Source organism: Nonomuraea sp. B19D2, from assembly GCF_040137845.1.
Classification (GTDB): Bacteria; Actinomycetota; Actinomycetes; order Streptosporangiales; family Streptosporangiaceae; genus Nonomuraea.
The window spans coordinates 18,583-35,851 of the sequence record NZ_JBEFAK010000033.1; the positions used below are offsets into that span (position 1 = coordinate 18,583).

Below are 17,269 nucleotides of genomic sequence, written 5' to 3' on the forward strand. Positions count from 1 at the left end.
TGACTCACTTGATCTCGAAGGCCCTGATGACGGTCTCGGTGAAGCCGTTGCCGCCGCGGTCGGCGGCCGTGACGCGCAGCGAGGCGAACTTGCCGCGCGTGCTCGCCGGGTGCCAGGTCTCGGCGGACCAGCCGCTCTTGCCCGACGGGTGCACCAGCGTGGGCAGCCAGGTGCGGCCGTCGTCGTAGGAGATCTCCAGCGTCAGCGTGCGCAGGCCGAGGGCGGGTGAGCCGGCCTGGCGCTGGATGCTCAGCGGGATGCGCATGTGGCCCGTGGCGGCCCGGTTGCGGTCGTCCAGCTCGGGGCTGATCTTGACGGCCAGCAGCGGCAGCACCTGCCGCTTGCCCGGCTCGGCCGACTTCGACCTGAACCGCCATTCGGCGCTGACCCGGGTGGACAGCTTGGTCTGCTTCGCGTCGCGGTCGGCGGTCATGGTGAGCCGGTAGTCGCTCTCCTTGGTCTCGGCGGGCACGTCGACCGTGCCGATCAGGTAGTCGGCCGCGAGGATCTCCTTTCCGTCGCGGTAGAGCTTGGCCTGCGGGGCGGTGTACTCGCCGTAGGAGACGCGGTCGGGCATGCTGTCCTCGAACAGCCCGGCCGAGAACTGCAGCAGGTTCTCCTCGCGCCAGTTGTAGTCGCCGCCGGGGTCGAGCGCGGCCGCGAAGACGCCGGTGTTCCACCGGTCGGTGGTCTTCTCGCCGGCGCGGTAGACCTTGGTGTCGCCGAAGAAGAACTGGTCGGTGTCGTTCCAGCCGTCCGGCGGCGTGCGGTACTGGATGAACGACGGGTACCAGCCGGTGTCGCCGGGCGTGTAGTACTCGGTCCTGCGGAACGGGAGCGGGAAGCGGGACAGGTGCCCGTACGGCATCCACGCCAGCTCCGTCCCGTACAGCACGGGCAGGGCGTGGTGCTCGCCGGACTTGACGTCGTTCTGCGTCGCGTACGTCGAGGTGACCTGGGCGAGGTCGCGGCGGCGCGGGCGGTAGCCGGGGTCGGCGGGGATGCGTGGCTCGGCCTTCATCAGGTGGTAGAAGTACGGGCTGTCGTCGTATCCCCCGTCGCCCTTCGGCTTGGCCCACTGCGTCCACCGGTAGTAGGCGAACTTCTTGCTGACCGTTCGGTTCGTCGGGATGGCCTTGATGCCTTCGACGCGGTCCGAGCCCCACATGCCGGCCAGGTCCACGTCCACGCCGAACGGCTGCTCGCCCTCGACCAGCTGGAGCATGCCGAGCATGCCGATGGCCAGGCGCGCGGTCGGCTCCTCCGTACGCACGTCCACGGGCTTGGACCTGCGGGCGTCGGCGGCGACGGTGCGGTCGGCGTCGAGCGTGAACTCGGGGTCGGCGGCCATCACGATGGCGCCGTCGCTGTCCAGCATGAGGGTGACGACGGTGTAGCGGTGTCCCCGCTGCAGCCTGAGGTCCAGCGTGCCGGTTGAGATGTCGTAGTTGCGCTGGTCCTTGGCGTCGAGGTCGATCACTCCGGCGAAGGCGGCCGGGGCCGGCCGGCCGTCGGTGCCGGTGAAGGTCAGCTTGACCGCGCGCTTCTCCGGCTCGACGCGCATGCCGATGCCGGTGCGTACGGAGACGTCGGCGTTCCTGGCGATCACCGTGCCGCTGAACATGCCGATGGGGCCGGGCTCGGCGGTCACCTTGACCTGGGCGGTGCCGTGCGCGGGCACCTCCACGGCCGTGGCGTCCAGCTTGAACGGCGTCACCGTCGCGCCCTCGCCGTCCTTGGCGATCACGCTGAGGTCCAGCCGGACGGCGGTGTCGCCGTCGTTGCGGTAGGTGAGCGTCCTCTCCCTGGGCCCGGAGCCGGGCAGCTCGATCTCTCCCATGTTCAGCGTGGCAGGCTCGGCCGTGATCTGCTGGGTGACGGCACGGGCGACGTCCACGCGGCCGGAGCCCTGGATGTAGGCGCCGAGTTCCTGCGCGGGCGCGGTGGAGGCCATCAGTGCGGCCTTGATCTGGCCGGCCTTCCAGTCGGGGTGCTGCCCCGCGACGATCGCGGCGGCCCCGGCCACGTGCGGCGTGGCCATGGACGTGCCGCTCAGCACGGTGTACGAGTCGTCGATCGGGAAGCCCAGGGAGGTGCCCGCGGCCCTGGCCGCGACGATGTCCACGCCGGGCGCGATCAGGTCGGGCTTGACCGCGCCGTCGCCCTCGCGCGGGCCCGTGCTGCTGAACTGCGCGACCGTGTCGTTGTCACGGTAGGAGGCGCCGACCGACAGCGCGCGGTCCGCGGTGCCAGGGGAGCCGAGGGCCTGGGGTCCGTCGTTGCCGGACGCGATGACGAACAGCGTGCCGTACTTCTCCGACAGGCTGTTGACGGCCTGCTCGACCGGGTCCTCGCCGGGCGAGTCGGGCTCTCCGAGGCTGAGGTTGGCCACGCGGGCGCCGTTCTCGGCCGCCCAGGTCATGGCCTCGATGATGGCCGAGTTGGGGCAGTAGCCGCTCTGCAGGCAGACCTTGCCGATCAGCAGCTTGGCGCCGGGTGCGACGCCCTTGTACTTGCCGCCCGCGGCGGCGCCGGTTCCGGCGATGGTGGCGGCGACGTGGGTGCCGTGGCCGTTGAGGTCGCGTACGTCGGGCTCTTCGGTGAAGTTCTGGGCCTTGCTGACCAGGCCCCGGAGGTCGGGATGGTCCGGGTCGTAGCCGCTGTCGAGCACCGCGACGGGCACGTCCTTGCCGGTGTGGCCGGCCGCCCAGGCCTGGGGCGCGCCGATGTGCGGGACGCTGACGTCGAGCGAGAGCTTGGCCTTGCCGTCCAGCCAGATCTTCGCGGGCGCGGCGGCCGCCGTCCTGGCCTGCCCGGTCAGGCTCTTCCAGAGCGTGCCCGCGCCGGTGCGGGGCTCGCTCCGGGCGACCCCGTTGATCGCGGGCAGCGGGCGCCCGCCCTCGGCGCGCAGCGTGGCGGCGCCGGTCTGGTCCGGGTACGTCAGGATCAGCGGGAGCGACGGGCTGGCCGCGTCGTCGTAGCCGAGGGCGGCGAGCCGGGTCACGTTGAACAGCCGGGGGTCCAGCCTGCCCGCGGCCAGAAGCGGCATCGCGTCCACGGGGACGATGCTGAGCCCGTCCTTGGCCCGGCGGTGCACGAAGGTGACCTTCTCCCTGCCGGGGCCTGGCTTGACGTCGAGCTGGGTCTGCTTGCTGGGGAGCCGGCGGAGGGTGACCTTGTCCCCGGTGATGAGGGTGATCGTCTGGGGTGGCTCGGCCTGGGCCGTGCGCGGAGTCGCCTTGACGGATGGGGCAGGGGTGGGGGCCGCCTGGGCCGGCGTGGCGGCCGCTAAGGCGGCCGTCAGCACCACGCCCAGAATGGCGGTCTTTCGCTGAAGCACATCCCGGTTTCTAGTTGTCAGTTAAATTTGGTGACAAGGTGGTTTCTGTGGCCTATTGCGGCAACTGCCGAAAGTGGCCAAGATCGAGGGCATGCTTGAGGACGGCCGTGCGCTGGAGGTCGTGGGGATCAGCGCCTTCGACGAACGGATCTACCGAGGGGTGCTGGCCTGTCCCGGCATCACCGTTCAGGAGCTCGTCAGGCGGAGCGGGGAGAGCGCGGGGCGCATCCAGTCGTCGCTGACCAGGCTTCGCGCCAAGGGCCTGGTCAGCCGCCTGTGGGGGCGCTCGCCCCGGTGGACGGCGACGAACCCAGGCACCGCGATCCGCTCGCTGGTACGCGGCCTCCAGAGCGAGCTGGACCGGCTCACCGACACGGCCGACGAGCTGGAGGCGGCCTTCCGCACCGTCGGCCAGGACCCGGAGGAGGGCGGCCAGTTCGAGGTGCTGGCGGGGCCGGAGGAGCAGGCCCGGTGGTACGTCCGGCTGCAGCAGGAGGCCAAGGAGGAGGTGCTGACCTTCGACCGGCCTCCGTACGTGCTGGACTATCACAACCCGCTGCAAACCGGCCTGCTCCGCGCCGGCGTGCGCTACCGGACCATCTACACGCCGGAGGCCTTCGACCACGCGGGGGCGTTCGACGAGGTGGGCAAGCTGATCACGGCGGGCGAGGAGGCGCGGGTCCTGCCGGAGCTGCCGTTCAAGGTGGCGATCGTCGATCGGTGGCGGGCGGTCATGCCGATGAGCATGGACCCGCCGCTCACGCGCGGAGTGCTGATCACGGGGTCCACCATGGTGGTGGCGCTGGTGGAGCTGTTCGAGCGCCTGTGGCGGGAGGCGCTGCCGGTCCGTCCCGAGCTGTGGCAGCAGCCCGGCGCGCCGTCGCCCGCCGGGGAGGCCATGTCCGAGCTGGCGGCGGAGGACCGCCGGCTGCTGGCGCTGCTGGCGGCCGGGCTCAAGGACGACGCCATCGCCCGCCAGCTCGGCACCAGCCCGCGCAGCCTCCGCCGCCGCCTGCGCCATCTGCTGGACGAGCTGAACGCCGAGACCCGCTTCCAGGCCGGCGCCCAGGCCAGCCGCCGCGGCCTGGTGTGACGGCCACCTCGCCCGCGCTTCGGCTGGGCTCCCTGGAGGAGGGCAGTGGGCCGGCCGGTCAGGGGCGCAGTGTCGCGTACAGGTCCATCGTGCGGTGGGCGATGCGTTCCCAGGAGAAGTGCTCGACGGCCCGCGCCCGCCCCGCGACTCCGAGCGCCGTCGCCCGGGCCGGCTCGCGCAGCAGCGTGTTGACGCGCTGGGCCAGGTCGGCGGCGAACCGCTCGGGGTCGTGCGGCGTGCCGTCGGGGCCCTGGGAGATGGGGACGAGCAGGCCCGTCTCCCCGTCGGCCACGACCTCGGGGATGCCGCCGGTGGCCGTCGCCACCACGGCCGTCTCGCAGGCCATCGCCTCCAGGTTCACGATCCCCATGGGCTCGTACACCGACGGGCACACGAACACCGTCGCGTGCGTCAGCAGCTGGATCACCTCGGGCTTGGGCAGCATCTCCTGGATCCAGAACACCCCGTCCCGCTCGAGGCCGCGCACCAGCTCCGTGACCTCCGCCGCGATCTCCGGGGTGTCCGGGGCGCCCGCGCACAGCACGAGCTGGGCTTCGGGGTCGAAGGAGCGCGCCGCGCGCAGGAGGTGGACCAGGCCCTTCTGCCGGGTGATGCGGCCCACGAAGATGACGTACGGCCTGCGCGGGTCGACCCCGTGCTTCTCCAGCACGTCACTGCCGAAGTCGGGGGCGTATTCGGCCGTGTCGATGCCGTTGTGGATGACGCTGACCTTCTCCGGCGGGATCTCCGGGTAGGCGGACAGGACGTCGCGGCGCATGCCCTCCGACACCGCGATGACCGCGTCCGCGCCGGCCAGCGCGGTCCGCTCGGCCCATGACGAGATCGTGTAGCCGCCGCCGAGCTGCTCGGCCTTCCACGGCCGCAGCGGCTCCAGGCTGTGCGTGGTGATCACATGGGGAATGCCGTGCAGCATCTTGGCCACGTGCCCGGCGAAGTTGGCGTACCAGGTGTGCGAGTGCACGACGTCCGCGCCCTCGCAGGCGGCGGCCATCTCCAGGTCCACGCCGAGCACCTGCAGCGCGGCGTTGGCGCCGGCCAGCCCGTCGGGCGCCCGGTAGGCCGAGACGCCGGGCTCGGCGCGCTCGGCTCCGAAGCAGCGCACGCGTACGTCGGCCAGCTTCCGCAGCTCCCTGGCCAGGTATTCCATGTGCACCCCGGCCCCGCCGTAGACCTCGGGCGGGTACTCCCGGCTGAGCAGATCAACACGCATGACACGACCCTATGGTGGCCCGCGTCCAGCGGGCCACATCGACAAGCCGGAGATCAGGAGCTCCAGATCGGGCATTGCACACCAAATCTGGACACGAAGGAAATTCTCCATGCCGGGTTTCGTCGATAGATCGGCCATTTGAGGGTAGCGTCCTGGACATGAAGTCCCGGAGGGTGCTCGCGGTTGTGCTGGCAGGTGGAGAGGGCAAGAGGCTCATGCCGCTCACGGCGGATCGGGCGAAACCTGCCGTGCCGTTCGGGGGGATATACCGGCTCGTCGATTTCGTGCTGTCGAACCTGGCGAACGGCGGCTTCCTGAAGATCGTCGTGCTCACGCAGTACAAGAACCACAGCCTGGACCGGCACGTCTCGCGGACCTGGCGGCTGTCGGCGATGCTGGGCAACTACGTGACCCCGGTGCCTGCGCAGCAGCGGCTCGGGCCGCGGTGGTTCTCGGGTTCGGCGGACGCCCTGTTCCAGAACCTCAACCTGATCTACGACGAGATGCCCGAGCACGTGATCGTGTTCGGGGCCGACCACATCTACCGGATGGATCCCCGGCAGATGGTCGAGCAGCACGAGGACTCGGGCGCGGACGTGACGGTGGCGGCGATCAGGCAGCCGCTGTCGCTGGCCGACCAGTTCGGGGTGATCGAGACCGATCCCGAGGGGCGCAGGATCGTGGCGTTCAGGGAGAAGCCGAAGGACGCGGTGGGGCTGGCGGACTCGCCCGACGAGGTGTTCGCGTCGATGGGCAACTACGTGTTCAAGACGCAGTCGATGATCGACGCGCTGCGGGAGGACGCCCTCGACCCCACCAGCAAGCACGACCTGGGCGGCAACATCATCCCGATGCTCGTCAAGTCGGGCGGGGCCGACGTGTACGACTTCGCCAACAACATCGTGCCCGGCTCCAGCGAGCGCGACCGCGGCTACTGGCGCGACGTGGGGACGCTCGACGCCTACTACGAGGCCCACATGGACCTCATCTCGGCGCATCCCATCTTCAACCTCTACAACGACAAGTGGCCGATCTTCACCGGCCACGACCCGCTGCCTCCGGCCAAGTTCGTGCACAACGAGGGCGACCGGGTGGGGCGGGCGATCGACTCGCTGGTCTCACCCGGTGTGATCGTCTCCGGCGGCACGGCGATCAGGTCGATCCTGTCGCCCAGGGTCGTGCTCCACTCGCACTCGCTGGTGGAGGACTCCGTGCTGATGGAGAACGTCAAGGTCGGCCGGGGCGCCGTCGTCCGGAAGGCGATCATCGACAAGAACGTCGTGATCCCGGACGGAGCTCGGATCGGGTTCGACCTCGAATACGACCGCACCCGGTTCGCGCTGACCAGGGGCGGGGTCGTGGTGATCGGCAAGAACGAGATCGTCGACCGCTAGCAGCGGGCCACATACGTGGCCGGGCGTCATGGTGCGGGGGCGCTCGGGCGAGCATCGAACGCAGGGGGCGGGATGCGCGGCCGGGGCGCACCGTCGGTGCGCCCCGGGATCACACCGGGCTGATCGCCGGTGGCGTGTGCGGGACCGGCTTACCCGCCGTCATCCCAGGCGCTGCGGGCACTCCACCCAGGGCTGCCCCACCGGCTGACCCAGGTGCGCTCCTCCTGCCGGCTGGGGTGACGGTCGAGATAGATCCGGATCGGGGCGCTTTCGAAGGTGGCGTACGGGTCACGGCCCCAGCCGGTGCGGTACCAGTCCTCGTAACCGCTCCTGTTGTACAGGTCGGCGTCGTAGGTGATCGGGCGGGTCGTGCGGGCGAGGTCGATGCAGGCCCCGGGGCGGCGGAGACCCGCGCGGTCACCCCAGCCGCCGGCCCACAGCGGGTGCGATATGTCGGCTGCGCTCAGCTGGCAGGGACCGGCCTCGGCGCCGGCCGGGCCGGCCAGACCGAAGAGCGCGGCACCGGTGATCAGCACACCACCTGCTGCTACGAGCTTACCTTTCATGATCCCCCCTGTAATCATGAAGTGACGACATGACTACTGTAGGAAGTGAAGTCCGTAACGCGCCGCAACGGCACGCCCTGTCCCGGGCATAGCCATCCGGATCTCGAAGTCACCGACCTGCCCACGCCGGAAGAGGTCTTCAAGGTCTCCAAGATCGGCGCGCCGTAGGTCCGAGCGTCTGCGATTCTCTATGTTTACCTGAGGATTCCCGGGCGAATCGGGCGGGCGTGGCCGTGGCGGTCCGCCCCCGTACTCTCTCAGGGCGAGGACGGGGGTGGCGGCGACACGGTGGAAGCCGGTCCGGTGTTGAGAATCGCGTGCAAGCCCTGTACGTCCCGCCGGTGGGCGGGGTGCCTGGGGAGCTTGGCCCGCCGGACGCTGTCCACTCCCCGCAGGGAACGGGGCGGGCACCGTGCGCCGGTCAGGCACACGGCTGGAGGTCGTTGAATCGTTCGCCGAGTGACGGTTCTGGGCTCGTGTCGGTCGTTTCGAGGTGGGACGCATCTTGGATCGGTCCCGCGCCGCGGGCCGGGGGTGCAGGTCGGTTTGGGTGCGGCGGGCGCGCCGGGCGGCCCGGGTGGGCTTGCGCGTGCGGCGGGCACGGGCCACGTTGCCCTCCACGACCTTGCCGATGGTGCGCACCCCCGTGGCACGATGGGTGCGGGTGAGGTCCTGGCCCAGCAGACCGCGCGCGAGGATGCGTTCGGCCGCGGCCCAGTCCCGATCACAGGACAGGCCGCAGGCCGGGCAGTACGCCCACGCCCAGCCCTTCTCGGCGACCCGGTCCGGGGCAGGGCAATGCTTCAGGACCGAGGTGCCGTCCCCGCACCGCGGGCAGTACTTGGACGTCCCGCGCGCCGGAACGGTGACCACGGCGATGGTGTACTTGGCGGCCAGGTGCCGAATCGCCTCGATGATCTGCCCACGGACCTGCCCGGACAGGCGGGCGTTTGCGCGTCCTCGGCGTCCGCGTGCTTCCAGGGTGGCCAGGTCCTCCAAGTAAATGACCCTCGCCCCGGCCGCGATCGCCTGGTCGACCACCCAGCGCGCCGCCGACCAGGCCAGCGCATGATTCAGGTGCCGGATGCGGGCGCACACGCGCTCGTGCTCGACCCCGAGGACCTCATAAGCCCTGCTCAACGCCGGGAAGCGGGGATCGGCGGGAGTGAGCCCGGCCAGCAGCCGTTCCACATGCCGGTGATTGGCGGCCAGTTGCTCCCGCTCGGAGCGCAGCCGGTGCAGCTTGGCCGAGACGCCGGTGGCGTCGTAGGTGAGCGGCCGCCCATCGCAGAGCACCCGGCCATCAACGAGACGTCCGGCCACGCCGGTCAGCAGGGTGTTACAGCCCCAGTCGAACCCCATCCCAACCCTGTGACCGGTGGCGGGCGCGAAGCCGATCGGGATCTGGAACGGCAGATCGACGCGCACCCGGCCCTTGCGCACCCGCAGGGTGGGAGTGCACAACGTGGCTTGCGGTGGGACGGTCGGCGGCAAGGCGAGCGGCAGCATGTGCCAGGCCCACTCCTTGGCGGAGGTGGGACAGGCCACCAGGGGAAGCCGCACCCGCACGCGGGCGCCATGGTCGCCGGTGCGCTGCAGGGTGACCAGCTGCCGGTCCGCGGCGGCCAGTACGACCTGCGCCGCCACGGTCGGCGGCTGCTCCAGGTCGGTCAGATCGGCCGGGAATGTGTCATGCTCGTCGCGGTAGGCGGCGATCTGGCGAGTGCGGTTGCGGATTTGGGCCGGGGTGGCCCCGTCCGGCAGCACAGCGCGCAGCGCCTGCCATTCGGCATCGGTGCGGGCCCGCGAATTGGCCGGCCAGGTGGCCACGATCGCCGTCACCAGGGCGCGGCGGTGCAGCGCCAGCCGCAAGCTGCGGGCGGCCTGCTCTTGGGCACACCGCACCACCCGATCACACACATGCACGCCCGGGGCAAGGGTCGTGCCCCAGCCCAGCCGACGCACAGCCATCCAGCCCTTCGCCGGCAACGCGCGCCCGTCCGGCCCGACCCCACAGCCCAGCGCATCCAGATCCGCCGCATTCCACCGGGCGGCGACCAGACCGGCGGTCAGATCCCGTGCCAAGCCCGCCAGCCAGGCGACCCGCTGGGCCAGCAGCAGCTGAGGAACGACCTGACCGGTCTTGTCCACCACCGCCGCATGGGCGGTGCAGGTTGCGGTCGCGGTGAGCTTACTCATCGACCACCCCCGGTTTCGGGACGAGCGAAAGGCGGCGAACGACGCGTCGATTCGGCCACGCTGCCGGCCATGCTCGACCGCCTCCGCCTCCGCCTCCGCCACCGTGCGGGCACGACGGCATGTCGCCGACCAGCGCTCGGACCCGGCAAGCGCACCACCCGGCCGGCCCACCCCAGCCACAAGCGAACCGGCACGCCCTGCATGACCAGCACCCCACCCCTCTACCGCATTTTCACAGTGAGTGCCCGAAAGGCTACCAGTCGTTGACCGGGCCGGGTAGAACATATGAACGACACGTCTCCGCGCCGGGCACCGGGTACGCGCTCCAGACCCCTCCTCGTGGTCGAGGCTGACGATGACCGCGTCCTTGCCCGCCAGCATCGGCACCAGGACGATCCGCCTGTCGCCCAGTGCAGTGGTTCTATCTCCGGCCCGGCAACGTCGCGACCGGAGGTATTGGGGCTCCGCCCAAGGTTGGGCGTGATCTACGCGGGAGGAGGATTCTTCCTGAACCTCACCACCTGGGCCTCTAACGACCCGTTGGTGCTTCCGAGACCCCACAGCGCTCCGCGCTTCCTTTTCCGGACTCGCTGAAGGGCTACGCGGAGGGCACGGCTTGCCCGAGCGGGACGGCCACCCATCTGCTAGCGATCGCTCCACGGCCCCGACCCCGGCCCGCGACCTGCCCCTGGCGGCGATGCCCCGCTGACAGCTCATGGGCAGGCTCGCATCTGAGCCGAATCGCCGCGTGCGGTTGTCGAGGTCAAGTATCAGTCTCGCTGTTTACTTTTTCTCTCGCGCTTAATTGCGAGCCAGGCACCGATCAAACCAATAGCTGTGCCACTTGCCCCAAAAAAGAAGCCTCTCTCGAAGCCAATACCCATGAACGCCGTACAGAGGCCGATGACTGTGGCACATATCGCGACGATTGCCAGGATAACGATAGAGGCTGCGAGGAGCTGCGCGATCTTCTTTGGCGCTAGCATGACACCTTCCGCACTTGAGGGCCCTCTTTGGGAGCGTAAACATCATACCCTAGTCTTGCGCCGGGCCATGCCTGGCGCAAGACTAGGGTGATGGACTAACTACTCGGCCAGCTGTAATTAGAGACTGGCATTATTTCTTTTTCTTACCGCCGTTGAGCTGGCCCTGCGAAAGCTTGTTTGCCGCCTTTTTCAGGATGTCCTTGAGCGTGCCCGCTAGTGACCCGAGTAGCTTCTTTACATACTTATTGTCCATGAATTCAGCCGCTTTGAGCAGGATTGCCGGGACAATTCCGCCAAGCGCGATTTCCGTGCCGACTGCTTCCCAGAAGCCTTTCCAGAATACGCCCATGACCTCTTCGGCAGTACCCAGCCCTTTGGGGTCGTCGCTCCTTTCGTACGCGTGTTTGATCAGCGCGACGATGCCGCCAACAAGGCCTTTGCAGGCGAGATAGCCGAATCCGGTGCCGCGGCAGACGATGCCAAGCGCTTCTTCGATGGCCCAGAATATTGCGCCACAGACCGAGAAGAGTTGGCATTCGCGTTTGCCGTCGAGATCGAAGCAGTTGATGGGGTCGGCAGAGCAGTAGTCATAGGCATTGGCGCTGCCTCCGAAAACGGGATCGACTTGGAGGAAGCGTCCAGTTGTCGGGTTATAAAGCCTTACCCCCATGAGAACCAGGCCTGCGAGGCTGTCTATGGACCGTTGCTCTCCGCCGAGCCACCCATATCGGATGGGGTTGGTGGTGTTCTCGGTCCGGGAAATGCCGTACTCAGTCTGCTCGAAGTAGGCTGTGACGCCGACGGCTGCCGTGGTGTTGTCGCAGGTGGCGACGACATCCCCGTGCAGGTTGATGAGTTGGATGGTGCTAGAGCCGGTGCTGGACTGGGTTGCTGCCAGTCCATTAAAACCGACGATGTTGCGGGTCCACGTGCCATCCGCTTCGGCTATCCAGGCCGGGCTGTCTCCCAATCCGGAGTAGTGATTGACGACCGTTCCAGGGCGGGGCCCACCGGTGCTGACCATTGAACGGATACGCCAAAGCGGGTCCAGGGTGAAGGTCTTGTGCTGACCGTTCTGGGTGAGAGATGCGACCATGTCATTGACGTGGTAGCCGACCTGTAGGTTGGTTCCGCCTTCGACGTGGTGACCAGGTACCTGGGTGGTGCGGCCGAAGGTGTCGTAGGAATAGCCGTTGTCGGTGATCCGATCGGCGTCGTCGAAGCTCGATGTGCGGGTTTCCGTGGTGGTAGAGGTGGAGCATGCACCGGCCGCATCGGCACCGTACGTGTTGAGGCTGGTGCGATTGGAGTTGGCGTCAAAGCCGTAGACGCGGGTGGTGCATTGGCCCTGATAGCTGTCGGCAACCTGCGTGAGGCGACCAGCGGTGTCGTAGGTGTATCGCTGACTGCTGGCGGAGCTGCTGCTCGCGGAGACTCGCCCCAGGAAGTCAGGTGTTTGGGCGAACTCCATCCAACGTGTTCCGCTCTTGGAATACGTCTGGCCGATCCGCTTGCCGCGGTTGTCATAGCGATAGGTGGCTGTCAACCCGTTCGGATAGGCCTGCTGAGCCAACTGACCGTCAGCGTCATAGGCGGCGGTGAAAGAACCTACGCCGGACGCTTCGATCTTTACGGGAAAGCCTCGGCGCTCCATCTTCCCGTCCGCGCTGGTGCCGTCGTAGGTGTAGGTGGTGACGCCCTTGCCGTCGTTGACGGTGGCCACCTGGTCATCCACGGTGTAGGTGGTGATCGAGGTGTTGCCGTCGGCATCGGTGTTGGAGATCTCCCGGCCGAAACTGTCATAGCTCGTGCTGACGACGGCGCCGCCCGCTTCTGCCTGGGTCTGCATGCCGGTGGCGAGATGGTAAGTATAGCTGATCTCGGGCAGAGCGCTGCCGCCCTCTGCTTCCGGCAGAACTTCTACCTTGGACTTCTCCACTCGGCCTGCGGCATCGCGGCGGGTAGTAGTGATCCGCGTGGTGGACCCCACAGTTTCACGTACGGTTGCCGCAGCGCCGAGATATCCGTAGGTCGTCACGGTGACGGGGAGCGGGTTCTGCGCTGGCTGCGTCACCGGCGCTGCACGGCAAGCCAGCCCGGCCCACTGAGGCTTGTCTCCGCACTCCGTGACAGAGGGGTGTGCGCCTGCGGTGTAGTAGCTGAGCGCTGTGGTGCCTGCGTCCGCGCCGTTCGAGGCGGGCATGCGACGCTCTATCTCCCGGCCTGCAGCATCGAAGCGAAGCTTCCGGACGATATCAGCTTGGCCGTCGAGGACTGTCGTTTCGCTCGTTGGGCGTCGCAATACCCAGCCGCTCACGTCGCCAGAGACATTGGGGTCGTAGCCCATCTTGGTGGTTCGAACATCGTTAGGGCCGGGAGTAGCCGAGCCATCAAGAACGGTGGGCTCGATTTTCGTCGTGGTGGGCAGCCGGTAGATCGCGCTGCTGACCGGTTTGCCCTCGTCATAAGTGATCAGCGTGCGTTGCCGGCTGGACACGAGCGCCCCAGATGCCAGGAGCACCGGCCGTGCAGGGTCCAGACCTTCGATCAGTTCGTCGTTATCGCCATAGGTTCTGACCCGGGTAAGCAGATTCGCTCGTTCTGCCGAGTCGAGGCGTCCGGCAACGTAGGGATCGGTGTCAGGAGTTGGGGCGAGCGCCTGCGCGCGATTCCCAGCAGTCAACTCCCAGATCGCTCGGCCCTTGTTGTCATACCGGGTAGCGGAGATCTGCCAGGCTCCGGCACCAAACTGAGCACCATTGACTGGCCGCCCGTTGACGTCGGTGTAAACCAGGCTTCCGTACTCCCAGTCCGCGGCGAGCGGCTGGTAAGCGCCGTCGCTACCACGTGGCGGCACATGCGCGGCCGGGAACATGGCCGCACCTATCACCGGTTGATCCGTCGACTGACCCCATCTGTTGGTCTGTGCGGCGGTCAAGTCGATCGGCGCTTCCGTGCCGCCGATCGGCACATCGTAGGCGGCCGCCCATGTCGGGTCCACGTCGCCTCCTTCGCGCTGCACGTGCGCGAGACGGCCGCGGTTGTCGTACTCCATCCGCCACGGTGCGAGCCCAGGCGGGGTGATCTGGGAGACCCGGCCCTCGCCTGTGTAGTAATAGACCGTGGCTAGGTTGGTACGCGGGTCGGTGACCTGTCGCAAGTGTCCGGTCGAGTCGTACAGGTACGTGGCCAGCGGCGTCGTCTTCATGGCGTTCGATTCAGGGTCGAACGCGGTGAACGACACGTTCTTGACCTGGTCTTTGAAGTCGCCCCAGCCGGAGGCGACGCCTGTGGCGGTGGTGGCGGTGGCGTAGGAGATTTCAAGCGCCCGGCAGCCGGCCACCAGCGTTGTCCCGCAAGTGACGTCGGCGGGGACGGGGGCCAGGATCCGGGTCACCCGCCCGTTTCCGTCTCGGTAGTAGGTGACAGCCGATTCGGCCGCCGCGGTTTCGGTGCGGGCTACCACCCACTTGCCGTTGACCTTGGTGTAGGTGGTCTTACTGCCTACGGCGTCCGTGTAGACGAGCGTCTCACTCGTGGCGGTAATGCGAGATCCGTCGGCGGCATCCCCCACGCCGCTGAAGCTAGTGCCGTCCTTGGTGTAGGAGAGCGTCGAGCCGTCGGCGCCAACGAGCTGGAGGGATCCGGACTCGCCAGCGCTGGTCGGGGAGAACGCAGCGATGCTCGAGGGGGTAGAGGGGAACCCTGCGCGCCAGCCGGGTCCGAACACCTTGTTCTCGGCCAACTGCTCGTCCGCGCGGTCACCAGTGGGGTTGAGCGTGGTGAGAGTCCGCTGTACGGAAATGCCGAACAGGTTGGCGTCGGTGCTGGAGAGGGCGAAGTCTCCTGTCTGCAGGGCCACCTCGCCTGGACCGATGTCGCTGGTGGCGTAGGAACCGCCGAAGGCGGACTGATCCAACGTCACCTTGACCGGGTCGGTGCAGGCTTCCGTGCTGCCGGGCAAGCAGGCGCGCACCTCGATCGCGCCGTCGGGGATCTGGGCGTCGCGGAGGGTCTTGGCCAGGTCCCAGGCTAGTTCGGGGAAGTTCTTGCTGGTGTCGGTGCGGGTTTGAGGCCAGGCGGCGATCAGCTGGCCCGTGCCCGGCACGGTCACATCGGCCGTCGGGACCGCGGTGAACGAGGCGCCCGAGCCGGCCTTGCGGTATTCGTAGCGGACCTGTGTGCGGTCCGGCGCGGCAGCGGTGACCAGGGCCAGCCAGCGCTGGGTGCGGTCGCCGGCGACGGGTTTGACGAGACCGCCGGCGCCGATGCCGAAGCTGTAGCCGGTCAGGGTGGAGGTGTTGGAGGCCACGTCGACGGTGCGCACGTACAGGGTGTGCCAGCCGTCGGTGGGGTCGATCTTGATGGGGCGGGCGTTGGGATAGGTGGTCGTGCCGTCCTTGAGCGGCGCGTCATTGGGGGTGGATGGGTCATCCAGCCCCCAGCGGAAGGAGCGCCGATCATCGGAAGTGCTGGACAGGTTGCATTCGGTGGGGTCGCCCAGGGGGCGGCGCCGGACCGTCCAGCTGTCCTTGTCATACTCCAGACACTCCACGGTGGGAGCGGCCGGTGCGGTGGCGTCGATGGTCAGCTGCTGCCACGACGACCAGGCCGAGTAGTCGGTGCCGTCGAACGCGCGGGCGTGCCAGCGGATCTTCGTTCCGTCGGTCAGCTTGCCCGCGGGCACGGTGATCTTCGCGTTGTCGCCCACGGTGACGCCGTCCACGGCGCCGGCCCACAATTGGCCGCTGCTGCCGGAGGCCGGGTCCTTCTCGACCTCGAACTCGGCCCGCAGGAGCCCGCCGTCGGGGTCGGTGACGCCGGCGAACAAGGTCGGGGTGGTGGAGGTGGTGTAGACGATGCCTTCGTTGGCCGTGATCGGCGCCGCGCGCAGCTGCCCAACCGAGGGGGTGGAGCCGTAGGTGATGATCAGCTTGGCCGGGGTGCCGCCGCTGCCCGCCGACTCCTCGGATTGCCAGGAGCGCTGGTACTGGTCCTTGAACAGGGTGGGGTCTTCAGTCACCGGGCGCAGCGCGATGCCGTTGCCTGCCGCGCCGCCAGCCCAGTCCTTGGCCATGCCGGTCACCGGCCAGGTCCAGGTACCGGCCGGGATGGCGGAGTTGCTGGTGCACTGGCCTGGCTCGGTGGCCGGCTGCTCGTCCTCGGTGGTGGCGCTCGGCTGGTTGCTCCAGTAGGTGGTGCGTGGGTCCCAGGTCGAGGTGATGCGCTGTGCCTTGACCGTCTGCCCGGTCACACAGCCCCAGTCGAAGCTGCCGCCGCTTTGCAGCTCCAGCCGCGCGTCGGTGACCGACTTGCCCACGATGGCGGCGGTGTCGAAGGCCAGCATGGCGCGCATGAAGCTGCGCTGGGTGCTGGTGTCGCTGTTGCCCACCGTGATCGAGTTGCCGCCCGACTGCCCGTTCGGCGAGACCACGGTCACGTCGCCGAGCGTGGTCAACGAGCTGACCGGATCCACCGTCACGGGATAGCTGGTGGCGGGATCGGCCAGGAAGTTCGCGTCCGGCCGCAGCACCAGCGTCTGGCGGCCGTCCTGCTCAACCACCTGGGTGTCGATGGTGCCGATAGGTGCCGCCTGCACGGGCTCGGACGAGGTCCGCGTGGAGGGGGAGGCGGTTTGCGGGGTCGCCCCGTACATGACCGGCTGCGGAGCGGCGGCCACCGTCTTGCCCTTGCCGTCGGCAAGCTTGAGCCCGCCATCCGTGGTCTTGGCTAGCGTGAGGCCCTTGACCTCAACGGGAATCTTGTACTCCACCGGGCCGGTGGGCCGCTCGCGCAAACACGATGTCGTGGCCGAAGCCGCTCGGCAGCGCGGTGACCACCAGGTCGGCGCCCGGGCCGGCGGCGTCGGGGTAGGTGGCCTTGTTGCCCTCCACTTTCGGCGCGGGAAGCGGGGTGGGCCAGGTCAGCGCATAGGATTGGGTGTCGGAACGTTCCAGCCGTGCCAGCGGTTTGTCCGCCCCACCGGCGGAAAACTCCACCACCGCCTTAGCGGCCTTGGGCCGCAAGACCCCATCGGCCGCGACCAGCGAGGTGTCGGTCGGCACCCACTGCTCGCCGCGCCGGATACGGGCCACGCCGCTGGTCGTCTCGACCGTGATCGTCCCATCCGGGTTGGCGTAGGACACGCTCGACTCGGTCGTCGCGTCGCCGATGAGGACCCGGCTGCCCTGCAGCCGAGCCGACAACGCGGCGGAGACACGATCGGGCCGCTCGGACACCGGCTGTATGGCGGGCGTCGCGGCACCGGTCGGCGTGGAGGAGATCTGGGCAAAGGCCGAGGCGTTCTCAGCCGTTAAGGACGCGCTCAGCGTCAGGGCGGTCACCAAGATGGTGACCGTTAAGCGTGTCCCGGACCGGCGCGTGCGCACCGGCGCGGATGGACGCGCTGCGGGGGGTGAAGATGGACTCACCCATACCTCGCTTTCAGCATGTTTCTAGG

General features: G+C 68.5%; 8 protein-coding genes. 2 read left to right on the forward strand and 6 right to left on the reverse strand.

Features of this window, described 5'->3' with window-relative positions:
• Positions 1 to 4 precede the first annotated feature (4 nt).
• Positions 5 to 3,340, reverse strand: coding sequence for a S8 family serine peptidase (locus ABN273_RS41320; protein ID WP_349454851.1), 3,336 nt, complete (start codon positions 3,338 to 3,340; stop codon positions 5 to 7).
• A gap of 91 nt (positions 3,341 to 3,431) precedes the next feature.
• On the opposite strand from ABN273_RS41320, the gene ABN273_RS41325 reads away from it, so the two are divergent.
• The gene (locus ABN273_RS41325) at positions 3,432 to 4,433 is read left to right on the forward strand and encodes a TrmB family transcriptional regulator (RefSeq protein ID WP_349454852.1); all 1,002 of its coding nucleotides are present in this window, start codon (positions 3,432 to 3,434) and stop codon (positions 4,431 to 4,433) included.
• Positions 4,434 to 4,491: 58 nt separating this feature from the next.
• Here ABN273_RS41325 and glgA read toward each other — a convergent pair whose 3' ends face one another.
• Complete coding sequence (gene glgA, locus ABN273_RS41330; RefSeq protein WP_349454853.1) at positions 4,492 to 5,664, reverse strand: glycogen synthase; 1,173 nt, start codon at positions 5,662 to 5,664, stop codon at positions 4,492 to 4,494.
• A 158-nt stretch (positions 5,665 to 5,822) separates the two neighbouring features.
• Here glgA and glgC point away from each other — a divergent pair, with 158 nt between their 5' ends.
• The gene (gene glgC / locus ABN273_RS41335) at positions 5,823 to 7,058 is read left to right on the forward strand and encodes a glucose-1-phosphate adenylyltransferase (protein ID WP_349454855.1); all 1,236 of its coding nucleotides are present in this window, start codon (positions 5,823 to 5,825) and stop codon (positions 7,056 to 7,058) included.
• 149 nt (positions 7,059 to 7,207) lie between these two features.
• Here glgC and ABN273_RS41340 read toward each other — a convergent pair whose 3' ends face one another.
• The 4 genes from ABN273_RS41340 to ABN273_RS41355 all read right to left on the reverse strand — a co-directional run bounded on the left by ABN273_RS41340 (position 7,208) and on the right by ABN273_RS41355 (position 17,156).
• Positions 7,208 to 7,624, reverse strand: coding sequence for a hypothetical protein (locus ABN273_RS41340; protein ID WP_349454856.1), 417 nt, complete (start codon positions 7,622 to 7,624; stop codon positions 7,208 to 7,210).
• A 33-nt stretch (positions 7,625 to 7,657) separates the two neighbouring features.
• Entirely contained in the window at positions 7,658 to 9,823 is a 2,166-nt protein-coding gene (locus tag ABN273_RS41345) for a zinc ribbon domain-containing protein (RefSeq protein WP_349454858.1), read from the reverse strand.
• A gap of 1,116 nt (positions 9,824 to 10,939) precedes the next feature.
• Positions 10,940 to 16,606, reverse strand: a complete 5,667-nt coding sequence (locus tag ABN273_RS41350; RefSeq protein WP_349454859.1) for a DNRLRE domain-containing protein — start codon at positions 16,604 to 16,606, stop codon at positions 10,940 to 10,942.
• The gene (locus tag ABN273_RS41355; protein WP_349454861.1) at positions 16,560 to 17,156 is read right to left on the reverse strand and encodes a hypothetical protein; all 597 of its coding nucleotides are present in this window, start codon (positions 17,154 to 17,156) and stop codon (positions 16,560 to 16,562) included. Before ABN273_RS41355 ends, ABN273_RS41350 begins: the two co-directional genes overlap by 47 nt.
• Positions 17,157 to 17,269: the final 113 nt, after the last annotated feature.